Annotated in this window: 13 protein-coding genes; 5 read left to right on the forward strand and 8 right to left on the reverse strand. The window is 54.2% G+C overall.

What is annotated here, in order from left to right; genetic code table 11:
• Positions 1–117 precede the first annotated feature (117 nt).
• Together FHT67_RS16935 and FHT67_RS16940 are read right to left on the reverse strand one after the other, a co-directional pair.
• Positions 118–3,210, reverse strand: coding sequence for an AAA family ATPase (locus FHT67_RS16935; protein WP_167200051.1), 3,093 nt, complete (start codon positions 3,208–3,210; stop codon positions 118–120).
• Positions 3,207–4,376 (reverse strand): exonuclease SbcCD subunit D C-terminal domain-containing protein, encoded by a 1,170-nt coding sequence (locus FHT67_RS16940; RefSeq protein WP_167200054.1) that lies wholly within the window; start codon positions 4,374–4,376, stop codon positions 3,207–3,209. The genes FHT67_RS16935 and FHT67_RS16940 overlap by 4 nt, the downstream gene beginning before the upstream one ends.
• Before the next feature lie 195 nt (positions 4,377–4,571).
• On the opposite strand from FHT67_RS16940, the gene FHT67_RS16945 reads away from it, so the two are divergent.
• Positions 4,572–5,837: an MFS transporter gene (locus tag FHT67_RS16945; protein WP_167200057.1), complete on the forward strand. Its 1,266-nt coding sequence runs from the start codon at positions 4,572–4,574 to the stop codon at positions 5,835–5,837.
• A gap of 64 nt (positions 5,838–5,901) precedes the next feature.
• On the opposite strand, the gene FHT67_RS16950 is transcribed toward FHT67_RS16945, so the two are convergent.
• On the reverse strand, positions 5,902–6,537 hold the full coding sequence (locus tag FHT67_RS16950; RefSeq protein ID WP_167200060.1) for an NAD(P)-dependent oxidoreductase: 636 nt from the start codon (positions 6,535–6,537) through the stop codon (positions 5,902–5,904).
• A gap of 27 nt (positions 6,538–6,564) precedes the next feature.
• Entirely contained in the window at positions 6,565–6,999 is a 435-nt protein-coding gene (locus tag FHT67_RS16955; RefSeq protein WP_167200063.1) for an Rrf2 family transcriptional regulator, read from the reverse strand.
• Positions 7,000–7,751: 752 nt separating this feature from the next.
• Here FHT67_RS16955 and FHT67_RS16960 point away from each other — a divergent pair.
• Entirely contained in the window at positions 7,752–8,489 is a 738-nt protein-coding gene (locus tag FHT67_RS16960) for an MBL fold metallo-hydrolase (RefSeq protein ID WP_167200066.1), read from the forward strand.
• Positions 8,490–8,686: 197 nt separating this feature from the next.
• Positions 8,687–9,598, forward strand: a complete 912-nt coding sequence (locus FHT67_RS16965; protein WP_167200070.1) for a sugar phosphate isomerase/epimerase — start codon at positions 8,687–8,689, stop codon at positions 9,596–9,598.
• A gap of 36 nt (positions 9,599–9,634) precedes the next feature.
• Here FHT67_RS16965 and FHT67_RS16970 read toward each other — a convergent pair whose 3' ends face one another.
• On the reverse strand, positions 9,635–11,278 hold the full coding sequence (locus FHT67_RS16970; protein WP_167200072.1) for a hypothetical protein: 1,644 nt from the start codon (positions 11,276–11,278) through the stop codon (positions 9,635–9,637).
• A gap of 176 nt (positions 11,279–11,454) precedes the next feature.
• Here FHT67_RS16970 and FHT67_RS16975 point away from each other — a divergent pair, with 176 nt between their 5' ends.
• On the forward strand, positions 11,455–12,207 hold the full coding sequence (locus FHT67_RS16975; protein ID WP_167200075.1) for a DeoR/GlpR family DNA-binding transcription regulator: 753 nt from the start codon (positions 11,455–11,457) through the stop codon (positions 12,205–12,207).
• A 46-nt stretch (positions 12,208–12,253) separates the two neighbouring features.
• On the opposite strand, the gene FHT67_RS16980 is transcribed toward FHT67_RS16975, so the two are convergent.
• Positions 12,254–12,994, reverse strand: coding sequence for an SDR family oxidoreductase (locus FHT67_RS16980; RefSeq protein ID WP_207918144.1), 741 nt, complete (start codon positions 12,992–12,994; stop codon positions 12,254–12,256).
• A gap of 206 nt (positions 12,995–13,200) precedes the next feature.
• On the opposite strand from FHT67_RS16980, the gene FHT67_RS16985 reads away from it, so the two are divergent.
• Positions 13,201–14,118, forward strand: a complete 918-nt coding sequence (locus FHT67_RS16985; RefSeq protein ID WP_167200078.1) for an AraC family transcriptional regulator — start codon at positions 13,201–13,203, stop codon at positions 14,116–14,118.
• Between the two features lie 43 nt (positions 14,119–14,161).
• On the opposite strand, the gene FHT67_RS16990 is transcribed toward FHT67_RS16985, so the two are convergent.
• Positions 14,162–14,587: an SRPBCC family protein gene (locus FHT67_RS16990; RefSeq protein WP_167200081.1), complete on the reverse strand. Its 426-nt coding sequence runs from the start codon at positions 14,585–14,587 to the stop codon at positions 14,162–14,164.
• An 18-nt stretch (positions 14,588–14,605) separates the two neighbouring features.
• The gene (locus FHT67_RS16995) at positions 14,606–15,184 is read right to left on the reverse strand and encodes a TetR/AcrR family transcriptional regulator (protein WP_347880101.1); all 579 of its coding nucleotides are present in this window, start codon (positions 15,182–15,184) and stop codon (positions 14,606–14,608) included.
• Between the last annotated feature and the right edge of the window lie 33 nt (positions 15,185–15,217).

The following is a 15,217-nucleotide window of genomic DNA, read 5'->3' on the forward strand; positions in this document are numbered from 1 at the left end:
AAGGGTGCTTCCCGTTCGAATAGAAAATGGCGTTGCCGAATATGTCCTTTCACTATACGGCTTTGCCGGCAAAAGTGTCAACCCATTATTTTACATCGACCAGCAAAAGCCGGCGGCTCACCTTACTGCAATGGATGTCCGGCTGTAGCCTTCCTTCGTCTTGTACACTTCTAGCGTAGCCGGGAAGGCTGCTTTAAGCTCCTGCACGTGGGAGATGACGCCTATCATCCGGCCCGAACGCTGCAGATCCACCAGCGCCTCGATAGCCTTGTTAAGAGAATCCTCATCCAGCGAGCCAAAGCCTTCGTCAATAAACATCATCTCGATGGAGACGCCGCCTTGGTAGGATTGAATGACGTCGGTCATGCCAAGCGCAAGGCAAAGCGAAGCATTAAACTTCTCGCCGCCCGACATCGTCTTCACATCCCGGTTCTGCCCGGTATAGGCATCGTAGACGTCAAGGCCAAGCCCGCTTTGCTTGCCCCGCGTCTCGAGCCGGTCGCTCCGCTGCAGTACGAACTGGCCGCCGGACAACTGACGAAGCCGGACGTTTGCGGCATGCAGAATCTGTTCCAGGTATTCGATAAGAATATAACGTTCGAATGAAATTTTGAGTGCATTGTCGCCTTTGAGCATCTGGTACAAATCCAGCACCTGCTCAAGCTTCGCTTCCAGCTCCTTCACCCTCGCCGCTGCCTGGTCAATAGACGTCTTCAGCTTGCTTGCGTCCTCGGCGAACCGGGAAGCAACCTGCAGGGCATTCGCCGCCGCGTCAATCCGATCCTTCAATTCGGCAATAGCTGCCTTCAGCGCTCCTATATCCGCCTGCTGCTTGCCCGACAGCTCCTGCTCCAGCTCTTCAATTCGTTTCCCGGCGGCTGCTACGGCCGTCTTATGCGCCTCGAGCTGCTCCTTCAGAATCCGGCTCTCCTGATCCGGCAGATGAGCCTCGCGGAAAGCTTCAACGGAGCTAAACTCCGCCTTCGCAAGCTCCTCCCCGAACCGTGCGGCAGCAAGTGCCGCATTGTCTCGGGCTTCAACAAACTGCCGCTCGGTCTGCTCCGCATGAGCCTGCTCTTCGGCAAACTTCGCGCGCATCCGCAGCAGCCCGTCCTGCGCCTCCTTCCAGGCTGCGGCCAGCGACTCCGCCAGGCTGCGCTGCTGTCTCAGCCGCAGCTCCATCTGCTTCGGAGAACGGAGCTCCTCCGGAATACGCTCGAGCTCCTTCTCGAGCGCCGATTGCTTGGCGCCGCGCTCGACCGCAATCCGCTGCTGCTCTGCCTGCAGCTTATCCTTCGCTTGTTGAAGCTGCTCCAGATTTTGCTCGATCTCTTCCGCCCGCTGCTTCAGCTGCTTTCCTTGCTCGACCTGCGCGCCAAGCCGTTCCGCTTCGTCGTTCAGCTGTTTCCAACGTTTCCGAAGCTCGGCTTGCTGCTCGGCAAGCCCGGAAGCTTCCGCCCCGTATTCCGCAAGCTCCGCCGCGCTTCCTTCCCAGCTCGAACGCGTCGCCGCCGCCTGCAGCTTCGCTTCGTTCAGCTCGCGTTCGTAACGGGACAGCTGCTCCTTCGCCTGCTGGAGCTGCTCCCTGGACGGTACGTCCTCCGCCGCAACCGCTTTGCCCGGATGCTCCTGGCTGCCGCAGACCGGGCAAGGCTGACCGTCATGAAGATGGGCGGCCAAGAGGCTTGCCTGCCCTTCAATCCAATTGCGTTCCAGCCGGTCGTGCTCCTCGCGGATTTGGGCAAACAATAATGCCCGCTCTTCTATCACGGATGCATGGGAAACAAGTTCTTTCTCCAGCTCGATTAGCTTGGAAATATATTTGCCTGTCTGAAGAACCTGGTTTCTTTGTTCAACTACGCCAGGCAGCGCTTCGACCGCGCCTTCAATCTGCTTAAGCTGCGCGGCGAGCGTAAGCTTGGCTTCCTTCGCTTCGGCGATCAATGCCTCCGCCGAAGCCAGCTTCGCCGCGCCGCTTTTCTCCGCAGCGGCAAGCTGCTCGACCGCTACGCGCTGCGCGTCCAGCGTCTGCACCGCCGGCTCCAGCTCCGCGAGGCGGTGCAGCTCGCGCTCCGCCGCCTGCCGCTCCGCGCCGCGCTCCTCCTCGCGGCGATGCCGCTCCTCGGCTGCCGCGAGCGCCTGCTTCGCGGCCTCCGCCGCCTGGCGCCGCATATCGCGGGCCTGCTGCTTCGCCGCGGCATCCCGCTCGGCGCGGGCCGCCTGCTCCGCGTACGGCGCCAGCTGCGCCGCGCGCTCCGCGAGCAGCAGCCGGCGCTCCCGCTCCGCATGCTCGCCGCTTTGCGCCGCGAGCCGCTCCTGCTTCGCCCGCTCGCTTGCCAGCTCCGCAAACCGCGCGTGCAGCGCCAGCTCGCCTTGCAGCGCTTGCTCTTGCTCGCCAAGCTGCAGCTGCAGCTCGCGCTTGCCCGATTCGCCTTCCGCCACGAGCTGGCGGTAATAGCCAATCTCCCGCTCCAGCGCCTCCGACAGCTGGGCCGCGCTGTAATGCTCCTGGGCCAGCGTCAGCGCAAGCTGGCTGTCTTCCCTGCGCGGCAAGTTATCCGCCGCCTGCTTCATGAAATGCTCCACGCGGATCTTCGCTTCCTTCAGCTGGTCGCCAAGCTCCCGGTTCTGCTGCTGGAAGCGCGTCTCGAGCAGCTGATACAGCTCCGTCCGGAATATCCGGCGCAAAATCTCTTCTTTATTATCCGTATCCGAAGTGAGCAGCTTGCGGAATTCGCCCTGCGGCAGCATCACGATCTGGTTGAACTGCTCCTTCGTCAGGCCAATGATCGTCTCCAGCTTGGCGTTGACGTCGCTGACCATAAACCGGTCCACCGCCGGAACGGCCTCGCCGCCCGTCAGCTCGTACAGCTCGGCTTTGCCGCCCGTCTCGCTTTTGTTCGCGCCCTTCCGGTGAGGAAGCTGACGGAATACCCGGTACATCCGGCGTCCCACGGCAAAATCCAGCTCGACGGCCGTATGCTTCTCGTCATCGGCGAAATGGCTCCGCAGCATGCGGGGCTCCGAACGGTCCTCGCCGCTTGCGGTTCCGTAAAGAGCAAAGCAGATCGCATCAAAAATCGTTGTTTTGCCGGCACCGGTACTGCCCGATATCACAAACAGGCGATGCTCCCCAAGTCCGCTAAAATCCACGGTCTCCGCATCGCGGTACGGGCCAAAGGCCGTCATCGTAATTTTAAGAGGTCTCATCGCGCGACTCCCTCCTCACGCAGTAAGCCGTCAAACGTCTCCGCGAACAGCCGTTTTTTCGGTTCATCCAGCGCTACGCCCTTCACTTCGAGATAAAAGGCTTCGAACAGGCTGACCGGGTCGGCTTCGCTCCTCCGCACCGTCTCCCCGGGGACATAGCCTTCCTCGCCAATGGCGCGAACAGCCGTCACCCTGCGCTCCACATGAAGGGCATTCGGGTAAACCGCCCGGACCTTCTCCATCGGGAACAAGACGGGGTTATCGTTCAGCAGCGTAACGAAGACATAATCCTCGTTCACCGGATGGGTCTCGATCTCCTCAATCGGACCGGCAATACGCCGCATATCGCGCAGCGGCTTCAGCTCTCTTTTCTCAATCGCCACATTCCCGTCCGCGTCCATCTCCACCACGAGGTAGCCTTTGTTGTGATGCTCCTCGGAGATCGAATATTTGAGCGGAGAACCGGCGTAACGGATTTTTTCGCTTCCGACAAAATGCGCCTGATGCAGATGCCCAAGAGCGGTATAATGAAACGGGGCAAAATAATCCGCCCGCACATGCTCGGCTCCGCCTATCGACAGCGGGCGTTCCGAGTCGCTTGTATTGGGCTCCGCCGCGCCTGTTGCCGTGACGAAAGCATGCCCGACCACGATATGTCTCGCAGCCGGGTCCATCTGCGCAGCAATCCGTTCCGTGATCGCGCGCATGGCTTCATCATGCGTCCGGATATTCTCGTCCTCGAACGTTATCCGCACTTGGGCCGGGTCGGCATAAGGCACCAGATGCACGTGCACCTCGCCAAACGCGTCCTTGAGCACAACCGGCTTATGCTCCTTCCTTAGCCTTCCGGCGATATGGAGCCCGCGGCTTTCCATCATGGCCGTTCCGAAGTCGATCCGGTCCGGACTGTCATGATTGCCCGAGATCGCCAGCACCGGCGTATCCAGCCCAACGACAATACGCTCCAGCAGCTCGTCCAGCAGATCCACCGCTTCCGTCGGCGGGATCGCCCGATCATACAAATCGCCCGCGATAATAACGGCATCCGGCCGTTCCAGCTCTACCGCGCTTACAAATTGCTCCAGCACGTACCGCTGGTCTTCCGTCATATATACACCCTGCACAAGCTTGCCTAAATGCCAGTCTGCAGTATGAAAAAATTTCACCCTATGAACATTCCCTTCCGCTACTTATGTATCCGATCGTTTCCGATACCCGTAACCGTACATATATTCGCTTTTTTCTCCCGATTTCCTTCCTGAAAATATTTCCCCAAGGCCCTATCAATGGTACAGTAAGAGACGATAGACGGACTTCACCGATTTAGAAAACTTAATTAGACGCATACCCAGGAGGATAACATGCAAACCGAACTAGAAGCCCGGCCGAAACGGTCCTTGTTCAGCAACTACACGCTGCTACTCGCCGTCGTATTTGGCGGCTTTCTCCTATTTGGCTTTTCGGAAAATATTAAAGGTCCCGCCATCCCGCGCATGCAGGCCGACTTCTCGCTGAACGAAGCGCAGATCGGCATGCTGCTTGCCCTAAATTCGCTCGGCTATTTGATCGCTTGCAGCTTTACGGGCTGGCTGGTGAAAAAAATCGGCATCAAGCTGACGACTCTAATCGCCTTTGGCTCGATGGTTGTATCCGGCTTCTGCCTGTACTTCTCTATGAGCTATTCCACGATGGTATTGTCCTACTTCTTCATGTATATCGGCAACGGATTGCTAGAGATCGCCCTTGCGATTCTGGCCGCGCAGATCTTTACCCGGAATACCGGCACGATGATGAATCTGGCCCATTTCTTCTATGGGCTAAGCTCCATTGTCGCCCCGCTTCTGGCTGCCAATCTGATGGGGATTCATTGGTTTGGTGCAAGCTCCGAGCTTGGCTGGAGGGGGATGTATTGCCTGGTGCTCTCGCTGACATTGCTGCCGATGATTCCCACGATCTTCGCCAAAGCACCCATGCAAGAAGCGAAGCAGGGCGAGCGTCTCTCGCTGCGGGAATATGTGCGGGATAAAGCCGCATGGCTTCTGGTGGGCGTCCTGTCCCTCGGCGTCGTATCCGAGATGTCGATCGGAAGCTGGCTCGTCAACTTTCTGGAGAAGGCCTATGACTGGAGCAGCGATACGTCCGCGGCGATGCTGTCCGCCTTTTTCCTCTGTTTCACCTTTGCGCGGCTTGTTCTTGGACCGGTCACCGATAAAATCGGTTATACGATGTCTCTCATCGTGCTGTCGGCCTTCTCCGGTCTTTGCTCGATTGCCGCCGTTATTCTCGGGGAGCCCGGAGCTTTCCTGTTTGCTGCAGCGGGCATCGGCATTGCGCCGATCTACCCGACGGTGATGGCCCTGATTGCCAGGCGTTATTCGAAGGAAAGCGATACGGCCATTACGTTTACGGTTACTTTGATGGGCATTGCTACGGTTGCGGGGAATTATGTGATCGGGCTCATTATCGAGCTGTTCAAGGACGGGTTTGCGGAAGAGGCTCATCCGAAGGCGGGTCTCATTGCCGGCCTGCAAGCGGGTTATATTTTCATCGGGGCATGCGCCCTGTTGTGCTCGGTCATGTCGATTGCGCTTTACCGTCATTTGAAAAAACGCGGTGCCCTGCTGTGAGGAACGATAGGGTTAGACAAAAAAGAGGCTGCTCCCTTCTCCGGAGCAGCCTCTTCTTTGTTGCTTACTTTTCGGAAGCCACGGTAAAACGTTCTTTGACATGAGCAGCATTCTCGGCCTCATCCACAATGGCGATCGCAAAGTCCGCGTAGCTGACATAGCTATGGCCTTTCGAATTCACAAGCAGATGGTCTTTGCCTTGTATATAGGAGCCGGTACGTTGGCCTGCCGGATCAAAGAAAGCGGACGGGCTGACAAAGGTCCATTTCAGATCTGTCGATTGCTTCAGATCTTCAAGGTTTTGACCTTGATTCTTTGCCGTAGCGAGGAACATCTCGGGGAAATCAGGCGTGTTAAAGAGCTGAACCGTTTTGGCTTCGTCCACGTACAAGCTGCCTGCCCCGCCAATTACGATCAGGCGCGTATCCGTTCCGGACAAGGCATCGATCAACGCTTTGCCCGCCGTTACGTGCAGATGCTCATGGCCAAGCGGCGCGCCAAAAGCGTTCACGACGACGTCAAAGCCTTGCAAGTCCGCCGCTGTCAGGTCAAAAACTTCCTTCTCGATCACTTGAACGCCTTCCTCCGTTACCTTGGCGCGGTTCCGTACAACGGCCGTTACTTCATGTCCGCGGCTAAGCGCTTCTTTCACGATAAACTGACCTGCTTTGCCAGTAGCTCCTACAACTGCCATTTTCATATGAATAACCTCCTGAATTAAATGAACTTATTTGTTTTGATTCTTCCTGATCAGATCCGCGACCAGTTCCTCTAGGGTAATCTCCGAGAGAACGCTCTCCATGGCATGCTGCGCCTTCTTCAGCACAAGCTCCAGCACAACCTGTATGCTCGCTCCTACCGGACATTCGGGATTAGGCTCTTCATGAATATGAAAAAGCTGTCCCTCCTCAACGACGTCTACCGCCCGGAAAATATCCAGCAACGTAATCTCGCTCATTTCCTTGGTCAGAAAGGCACCGCCGGTTCCGGCCCGAACCTGTACGAGGCCAGTCTTTTTCAACTGTCCAAGCAGCCGGCGGATAATAACCGGGTTCGTGTTGACGCTGCCGGCAATCCATTCGGAAGTGTTATGGGCGTCCTTGGAAATCTCCAGCAGGGATAAAATATGGACCGCTATGGAGAAGCGGCTGCTGATTTTCATGTTTGTCACCTTCTTGGGGCTCCGGTTGATGCTCAGGTTGTTTCGGTCCACTCGAAACAACACTCCGCTGGCCGTTTTAGAAAACAAGGCCCAGCACAAAACCGAACACAAAGCCAATATTGTTGTGACAATTGTAGTTACAACTGGGGTAGAAGTCAAGGACGCTCCGGTTGGGGCTCCGGTTGGGGCTCCGGTTGTTTCGGTTGATTGCTCCATGTCGTTTGTTCCTCGGATTAAATTTTCAAGGGCTGGAACAAACCTACAAAGTCACACTCAACTCGAAACAACACTCCGCTGGCCGGGTTAGAATCATTGATCGTTGTAACAATAATAGTTACAACGAAAAGAAAAGTCAAGTGCCACCCACGGCAAGTGGTTGAATGATCTACGCTGTATTCAGTCCAATGAAATCAGGAAATCAAGCTTAATTGGTTGCTTACGCTGGATTCTATCCAGTAAAAATGACTATTTTGTCCTTCCGATCGCTTATTTGGCCGATTATATTGTATGCCATCCAATGTAGCGCCTCTATCTGCCCACAACGATTCGTTTTTACTGCATCAACTCCAATGTGTATCTCTAACGATATAGCCTCATTAAATCCATATATCGAACCAGAATGAGTATTGACAAAAATATTTTTATGTGTTATAATATTATATTTTACTATTTACACATATCCCAGGAGTCTGTAATATAGTCACATGACCTCGGCCGGGTCCCCTTCATTTTGTACGAGGAGTGTGACCTTCATGCAAGCCCAACTTGCCATGTTGTCCATAAGCGCCCCCGTCATGGGCGCAATCGACACCGTTCATCCGGTTCTTATATGGAACGATCTGCATCAAATTTTGCTGGATACCGGTTATCCCGCCCAGCTCCCTCAACTCCATGCCGCGATTGAAGCTGCTGGCGGCAGCCCAGGTAAGCTTACTCATATTATTGTTACCCACCAAGATATCGATCATATCGGCAACTTGCCGGAATTAACCTCCGGGGCCGGACTAGAAGTGTCGGCGCATCCGCTCGAGAAACCGTACATCCAAGGCGACAAAAGGCTTATCCGATTCACGGACGAGGCTATTGCCAGTATCGACAGGATGCCGGACTCCGTGCCCGAATCGTTCCGAAACGGTCTAAAACGCCTGATGCTGAATCCGCCAAGGGCAGCTGTTGACCGGGAAGTGAATGGCGGCGAGCTTCTTCCTCTAGTCGGAGGAATCACCGTTATTGATACCCCGGGCCACACGCCGGGACATATCAGTCTTTATCACGAGCCCTCCCGCACTCTAATTGCCGGTGATGCTCTTATGGTAAGAGACGGCGAGTTATATGGAGCCGACCCTGCTACCACACTAGATCCGTCGACCGCCCAAGCTTCCCTCGCCGGACTGCTGGACTTTGATATTCAGACCGTCATCTGTTACCATGGCGGGTTATACAACCGGCGGGTTATGGAGCGCCTTGCCGAGCTTGCGGCGCAAAAATAAGGATGAAACATGGCTGACCGTCACAGGTCAGTCTTTTTTTTCACTCCTCAAAAGGATCTGTATCGTTTAATGGAGAATAATTCCAGAAACAAAAAGAAAGGATGTCCCGAAATGTCATATAAACCTTCGTTTCTGGAGATGCTTTTGTCGCTCCTCCTTCTCATACTCGGTTTCGGCAGATAAAGGGCAATACGCTTATGAATCCTCGTTTCCTTATCGGACAGTATGGGCAATTCGACTACAACAAATATAACCGGGATTTTCGGGACGATTTTTACGGCATTGAAGCTTGCCTGTTCCGGAGCGAGCAAGATATTGAGAATCTGATCCGGGAATCTCATGCAACAGGCTTCAGGATTGGGATTCATTTTCCGCTTCGTGCGGGGATATCCCCTCTCAGGGATGCGCTGTTTATCGCGAAGGAGAATAACGCAAGATCGGATGCTTACTCCATAGCCGAGCAAGAGCTTGCTTATATCCATTCGCGAATGCAGCCGGACTATGTTCTCTTTCATTACCCAAAGCCCGTTATTCTTGATGATCGAACGGATTGGACGAGCTGGCGATTCGACAACCGGACGGAATACGAATTCGAAAGCGCTTATGCCTTTGACGAATTTCGAACATATAGCGATGCTTTGTTTGAATGGTTGTCCCTAATGCGCGCCAAGTACGGTTTTACGCCTGTCTTAGAGCTTGATGCCCTGAACCGTTACGTCTATGAGGACGACTATTTGCAGCGCAAGCTGGAGGAGTATCGCGGCATCAAGCTTTGTCTCGATACGGCAAGGCTGTACATCCAGGATCGGGTCGATCCGCGTTTCAATTCCGAGACCGTCCTTCGCCGATATGCCGGATATGCCGCAACCGTTCATTTGTCCAACGTACAGATCGTCGGAGGGCGAATAATCCAGAGCCGTATTCCGGTTCATCCAAGTCAGCGGCCAAGCGAAGGCTGGGCACCTATTGAACGGTATTTACGGATTATTTCCGGCAAGAATCCGGATTTCAAAATCATGTTCGAGCATCGCTCGGAGCATGCATCCGACGAGCAGCTCAAGGAGTGCTACCGCTGGGTAAGCCAGCTGATCCAGAAAAGAGGCGAGTGAAGCTCCGTGAGGAGTCCACTCGCCTCTAAATATTTATTAGCGGAAATCATTCATCTCTTCCCGGTTTAGTCTCGCGACCGATTGACCCGGGCCAGCGACTATCAGCTCAAGCAGATCCTGCTGGCTGATACCGGTGTACGTAAGCTTGCCGCCAAGCCGGGAGGCTTGCCGCAAAGTAAAGTCTACCCCGCCCATCCGTTCCGCGAAAGCGGGCAGGCTGTCGATTGCGAGCTTTTCCGCTTCTTGCCGCCCCAATATTTCTACCGCTACCGCAGCGGGCTCTCCTTGCAAACGAACCACATTGTATTCCTCAAGCTCCTCGAAGGTATAACGCCCATGCAGCAAAATGGAAACAAAGCCGTTTTGCACCTGGCCGAACAAGCCGGTTTCCTTCGTTATCCAAGCACCTTTCGGAAGAACGCCGATGATCTCCTGCTGTTCGGCCTGCTCCGGGATAGGGAATAACGTCAGAATCCGGTTCTTGTCATACAATACCTCCGCGTATTCGCTCTGGTGCCGGGGATCGCCCTCTCTCCAGCCATCTCCCGGATGGAAGAAGTAAAGCTGGTTTACGCTAGCCTCACCCGTAACCGGGAACGAGACCATCCAACGGATCTGCTCGTTATCAAACTCTTTTACCCGCTCCCACATGCCGCCGGCCGCATAGTCCTTCGTCACATACGCATAGGAATGAAGCGGAATTTCTTCCCCCGTATCCATCTTGATCATTTGTTTTGCGACCACCTCGGGCTGGCTGCGCTCCAGCGCTCTCCGCAAAGCATCCTCCGGAGCCGGATAACAGAGAAAGCCTGCATACTCTGTACGAGGCATACGATCCCCGCGCGGAAAATCTCCAAATTGCACATAATCATGCAAGACGTTGCGGTCAGCGGGCGCATCGTGCGGCCATCCCCGGGAATGGGCGCCAACCCAGGCACCCTTCAGGTAAAATAACGCTCTCTCCCGCCATAGGTAATCAAGAAGCTCGGCAAGCTGCTGCTTTAACGCCGGCTCCGCCGTCAGCTCCCACGCGCAGGTAAACGCCTGAACCCAATGCCAGAACCATGGCAAAGCCCCATATTCGGGCATCCCTTGGGTTGTTACCCGCTCGATGGTACGCTTCAGGGAAGCGATACCGTCTTCCAGCAGCTCTTGATCCTCATACCATTGTCCAAAAATCAACTTAGCCGCCGTATATTTTGCCTCATGGTGATTAAACAGCTGCAGGGGCTTTCTATAGAAGCCTCCTTCATAAATATGACGGAGCGCACGCTCGAAGCCATCGCTTAATTCCGCACCCATATGTTGTCCGTATCGGGTATAGAAATAAACCATCAAGCTGCCCATCAGCTCAACCGGGAGCTCGTGGGCTTTCGCCTCCTCCGGCGAAGGGTTCAAATTCAGCGGAAAATGGCCATAGAGCGGCGCTGCCGGGTCCTGCTGCTGAAGCTGAAGCACCCGGGCGAGCACGCCTTCCGCTTTCTTTTTCGCATCGGACGAATTGTCCAATAAGGGCTGAATCTCTTCGTCCAACGCTGCCGCAAATAAGTAGGAGGCATAATAGAAATTATCCCGAATATCGTGATGGAACCATAATCCTCCGGCAAGCATAGGCAAGCTCTGCGCAGTTAAGGCTACGGCCCGAATTATCTCTTTTTGGCGCTGCTGTTGTCCGTTCATTGTTTTACTCCTCCCATCTGCCTGCAAAGTTCATTTATGTTTATTTTAGTTCATTTATTAGAAATAATCATTAATAAAATTGTATATGAACCTATTTAAACATTGCGCCGCTATGGACGGGAAGACAGGCTACGTTTAAAATAATGACAATACCAATAAGAACGGATGAACAGAAAATGAACCATTTACGCCGATACGAGAGTATTATGGAGGTTCTGCTGACGCAGAGGGAAGTAACGGTTGCGGAGCTCAGCGAGCGGCTGAGCGTAACAGGCAAGACGATCCGGGAGGATCTGACGAAGCTGGAGGAGCAGGGGCTGGTCAAACGGGTTCACGGCGGCGCCGTGCTGGCAAACTGCGATCAATTCGGCATTCTGCCCGTAAAGGAGCCGATTGCGAAGCATGCCGACGAGAAAACCGACATCGCGGATACGGCGATGAGGTTCATCTCGGGCAATGACATCATTGCGCTGGACGGCGGCAGCACAACCCTTGAAATCGCGAAGCGGCTGAGCGATTTTCCGGTAACCGTCATTACCAACGATGTGTATATCATCAGCGAGCTGGCGGGAAAAGAAAACGTCCGACTCGTCGTCCCCGGCGGGTACCGGGTCCGCAACGTTCTTGCAGGTCCGGAGGCGGTCGCTTACGTCCGCAGCCTTAACATTAATAAAGCGTTTATTTCCGCCACCGGCGTACATCTCGAGCATGGATTGTCCGTATATACCGGCGACTTGATTGACTTCAAGCAGGCGCTAATGTCGACCGCCCGCGAATGCTACGGGGTCGCCGACCATCATAAATTCGGCCACAGCGCGCTCCGCACGTTTGCGAGGTTATCCGAGCTGACGGCTCTCCTAACCGATAAAGGCCTCCCTGAAGATACGGCTGCCGCATTCCGCGCGGCGGGGGTCCGGTTGGAAAATTAAAAAATCGCCAGCAGCCTGATCCAAGCAGGCGCTGGCGATTTTGCTACTAGTTGAAGCCGCCGTTCACGCGAAGCGTTTGCCCGGTAATCCAGCGGGCTTTGTCGCTGACGAGGAGTTCAACGGCATTGGCGATATCGTTAGGCTCTCCAAGACGCCCGAACGCGTTCATGCGGCGGAACGAATCCACTAGCTCCTCGGATTTACCGTTCAGGAACAGCTCCGTCGATACCTGACCGGGTGCGATGCAGTTAATAATAATATCTTTTGGCCCGAATTCCTTCGCCAGTTGACGGGTTAACTGCTCGACAGCCCCTTTGGTAGCGGCGTAGACGCTGTAAGTCGGAAGCATCGCGCCGGATACGGAGGTTGAGAAATTAATAATCGTCCCGCCGCCTGCCATATGCTTCATCGCTTGCTGACAGGCGAAGTACGTCCCTTTCACATTAATCATGAATTGCCGGTCGAACATTTCCTCCGTTACGCTCGCAATCGGCGCGAGGTCCATAATCCCTCCGTTATTCACGAGAATATCCACGCGTCCGAACCGTTCAAGCGTCTCCGAGAACAATCCCTCCACATCGCTGACCTTACCGATATCTCCGCGGATGGCAGCAGCTTCACCGCCCGCTTGCTCGATTAATTGAACAACCTCCATTGCTTTCTCTTGGTTAGAGGAGTAATTGACAACAACCTTCGCGCCGGCTTCGCCGAGCTGAATGGCGATTTGACGTCCTATTCCTCTTGAAGAACCGGTGACAATAGCGACTTTTCCTTGAAGACTCATCATTCATTCGCTCCTTTATGTTTTGGATATTTAATGGTGTGGCTACAACATTGATTATAGGGAATACAAGGGGAAAACCGTTAGAACAGAACCGTTCGTTCCTTGCCTATTTCTCTTCGCGGTTGAAAGATAAGCTTAGTATAGTGAAACTCGCGCAATTATATTTTAAAATAAACATAACCACTATCTCGGAAAGGAATGCATAAGCCATGGACGAAACCTTGCGAATGGAGCACGCTTTGCGGCAGCTAGCGGATTTGATCCTGCGCCATGCTCCGTCAAGCGGTACGTTTTCTACACCCGTCCCCAACCTGTCATTGATGAATGCCGCGCATTTGTCGGAGCCTTTGGAATCCGTATATAAGCCCTCCCTCTGTCTTGTGGCGCAAGGCGCGAAGACGGCCACTTTGGGAGACGAGACTTACCGGTACGACCCGATGACTTTTGTCGTTATTGCCGCGGAACTGCCGATTATAAGCAAAATCGTGGAAGCTTCGCCCGGGGTTCCGTATTTAAGCCTGAAGCTAAGCTTCGACCCCGACGTCATTCTCGATATCGTAAAAGAAAGCAGCCGCGTCTCCGACGCCCCCGCGGAAGCCTCACCCGGCATAACGATGAACCGCACGTCGCCGGGCTTGCTCGAAGCGGCCGTCAGGCTTGTTCAGCTGCTGGATGCGCCGGAGGACATTCCGGTTCTCGCTCCGCTTATCGTACGCGAGATCCTGTACCGCGTGCTCCAAAGCGAGCATGGCTCGCTGATCCGCTCCTTTGCCATGGCTGGCAGCCATTCGCATAACATTGCGCAAGCGATTCGGATGATTAACCGGCAATACGCGGAGCCGCTTGTCATCGATCAGCTGGCTAGGGAAGCAAGCCTTAGCACTTCGGCTTTTCATAAGCATTTCAAGCGCGTAACGTCGATGAGCCCGCTGCAATACCAGAAAACGCTGCGCCTGCAGGAAGCGAGACGCTTAATGCTGACGGAAACGGTGCATGCTTCCGAAGCCGCCTTCCGCGTAGGCTACGAAAGCCCATCCCAATTCAGCCGCGAATACGCCCGGATGTATGGGCGGCCGCCGATGCTTGATATACAAGAGCAACGTGCTTCAGCAATAACAGGGCCATGACGATCGATCGTCATGACCCTGTTATTTTTGGGGATAATAGTATTTAGTGTGCTCTCGTTTGCTTCAGCATCTCGCTCAGCACTTCTTCCCAATGCAGCTTCATTTGCTCCCGCGTAGCCGCATGGTCCAGGTTTTCCTGATGGAAGCTGACCGTCGTTTTCTCCGGATGGCTGGAGATGAGCCGGATTTGCAAGGTCGAAGGCTTCTCCCAGCCTGGCTTTGCCCACTTCAGGCGCAGCTGCTGCCGAGGCTTCACAACTCTAAACTCTCCCCGGATCCCTTCGGCGCTATGAAACGTCTCGCCTGCCGCAATCGTTAAATTGTCAACGCTGCCGATCCACAGCCTCAAGCCTTCGGCCGAAGCAAGAAAGGACCAGGCTCGCTCAAGAGAGATAGGCAGCGTCCTACGAACCCCGATCTGAAAACCGGCCGAAGCCGTCCGGCCAACGATTTTTTCGGAATGTCCCATTCCTCATCCTCCTCGAATTTATCGGCTTAAAGCGCGTACGAACAGATCAACGCTGGATTCCGCGAATTGCTCTCTCGTAACTTTAGTAACAGCCTCGGCTGTATATAAGCTTGAGATAAAAGCCCCATAATGCATCCACATAAACATGATGGCTTGCGTTTCCGCATCCGTGTCGATCATTTTGTGTTGTCTTTGCATTTCCTTGAAATAATCCGTCAGAAGCTCGAGCAAAATCCGGGGATGCTTCTGCGCTTCCTGCCTGATGCCAGCCAAATCATTGTCCGCCAGAACAATAAGAAACAGCTTGCGGTTGCGTTCCATCACCTTATGATACATTTCGCTTATAAGCAGCAGGTCTGCCCGCATATCCCATACCACTTCTTCTTGAAAAATACGGGTCATTTCCATCGAATAATGAAAATGCTCAACAGCCTTTTCGAGCAGATTCAGCTTATTGGCGAAGTTCCGGAACAACGTCATCTCGCTAACGCCCGCCGCCGCCGCAATTTCCTTGGTGGATACGCCTTTATACCCTTTCTCCGCCATCAAATCAATTGCGGCCTGCATGAGTTTTACCTTATTGTCCAAACCAATCACCCTTACCCGACTGTATGTTAGTACTCACTAACA

It is taken from the genome of Paenibacillus sp. BK720, from assembly GCF_011761545.1.
GTDB lineage: Bacteria > Bacillota > Bacilli > Paenibacillales > Paenibacillaceae > Pristimantibacillus.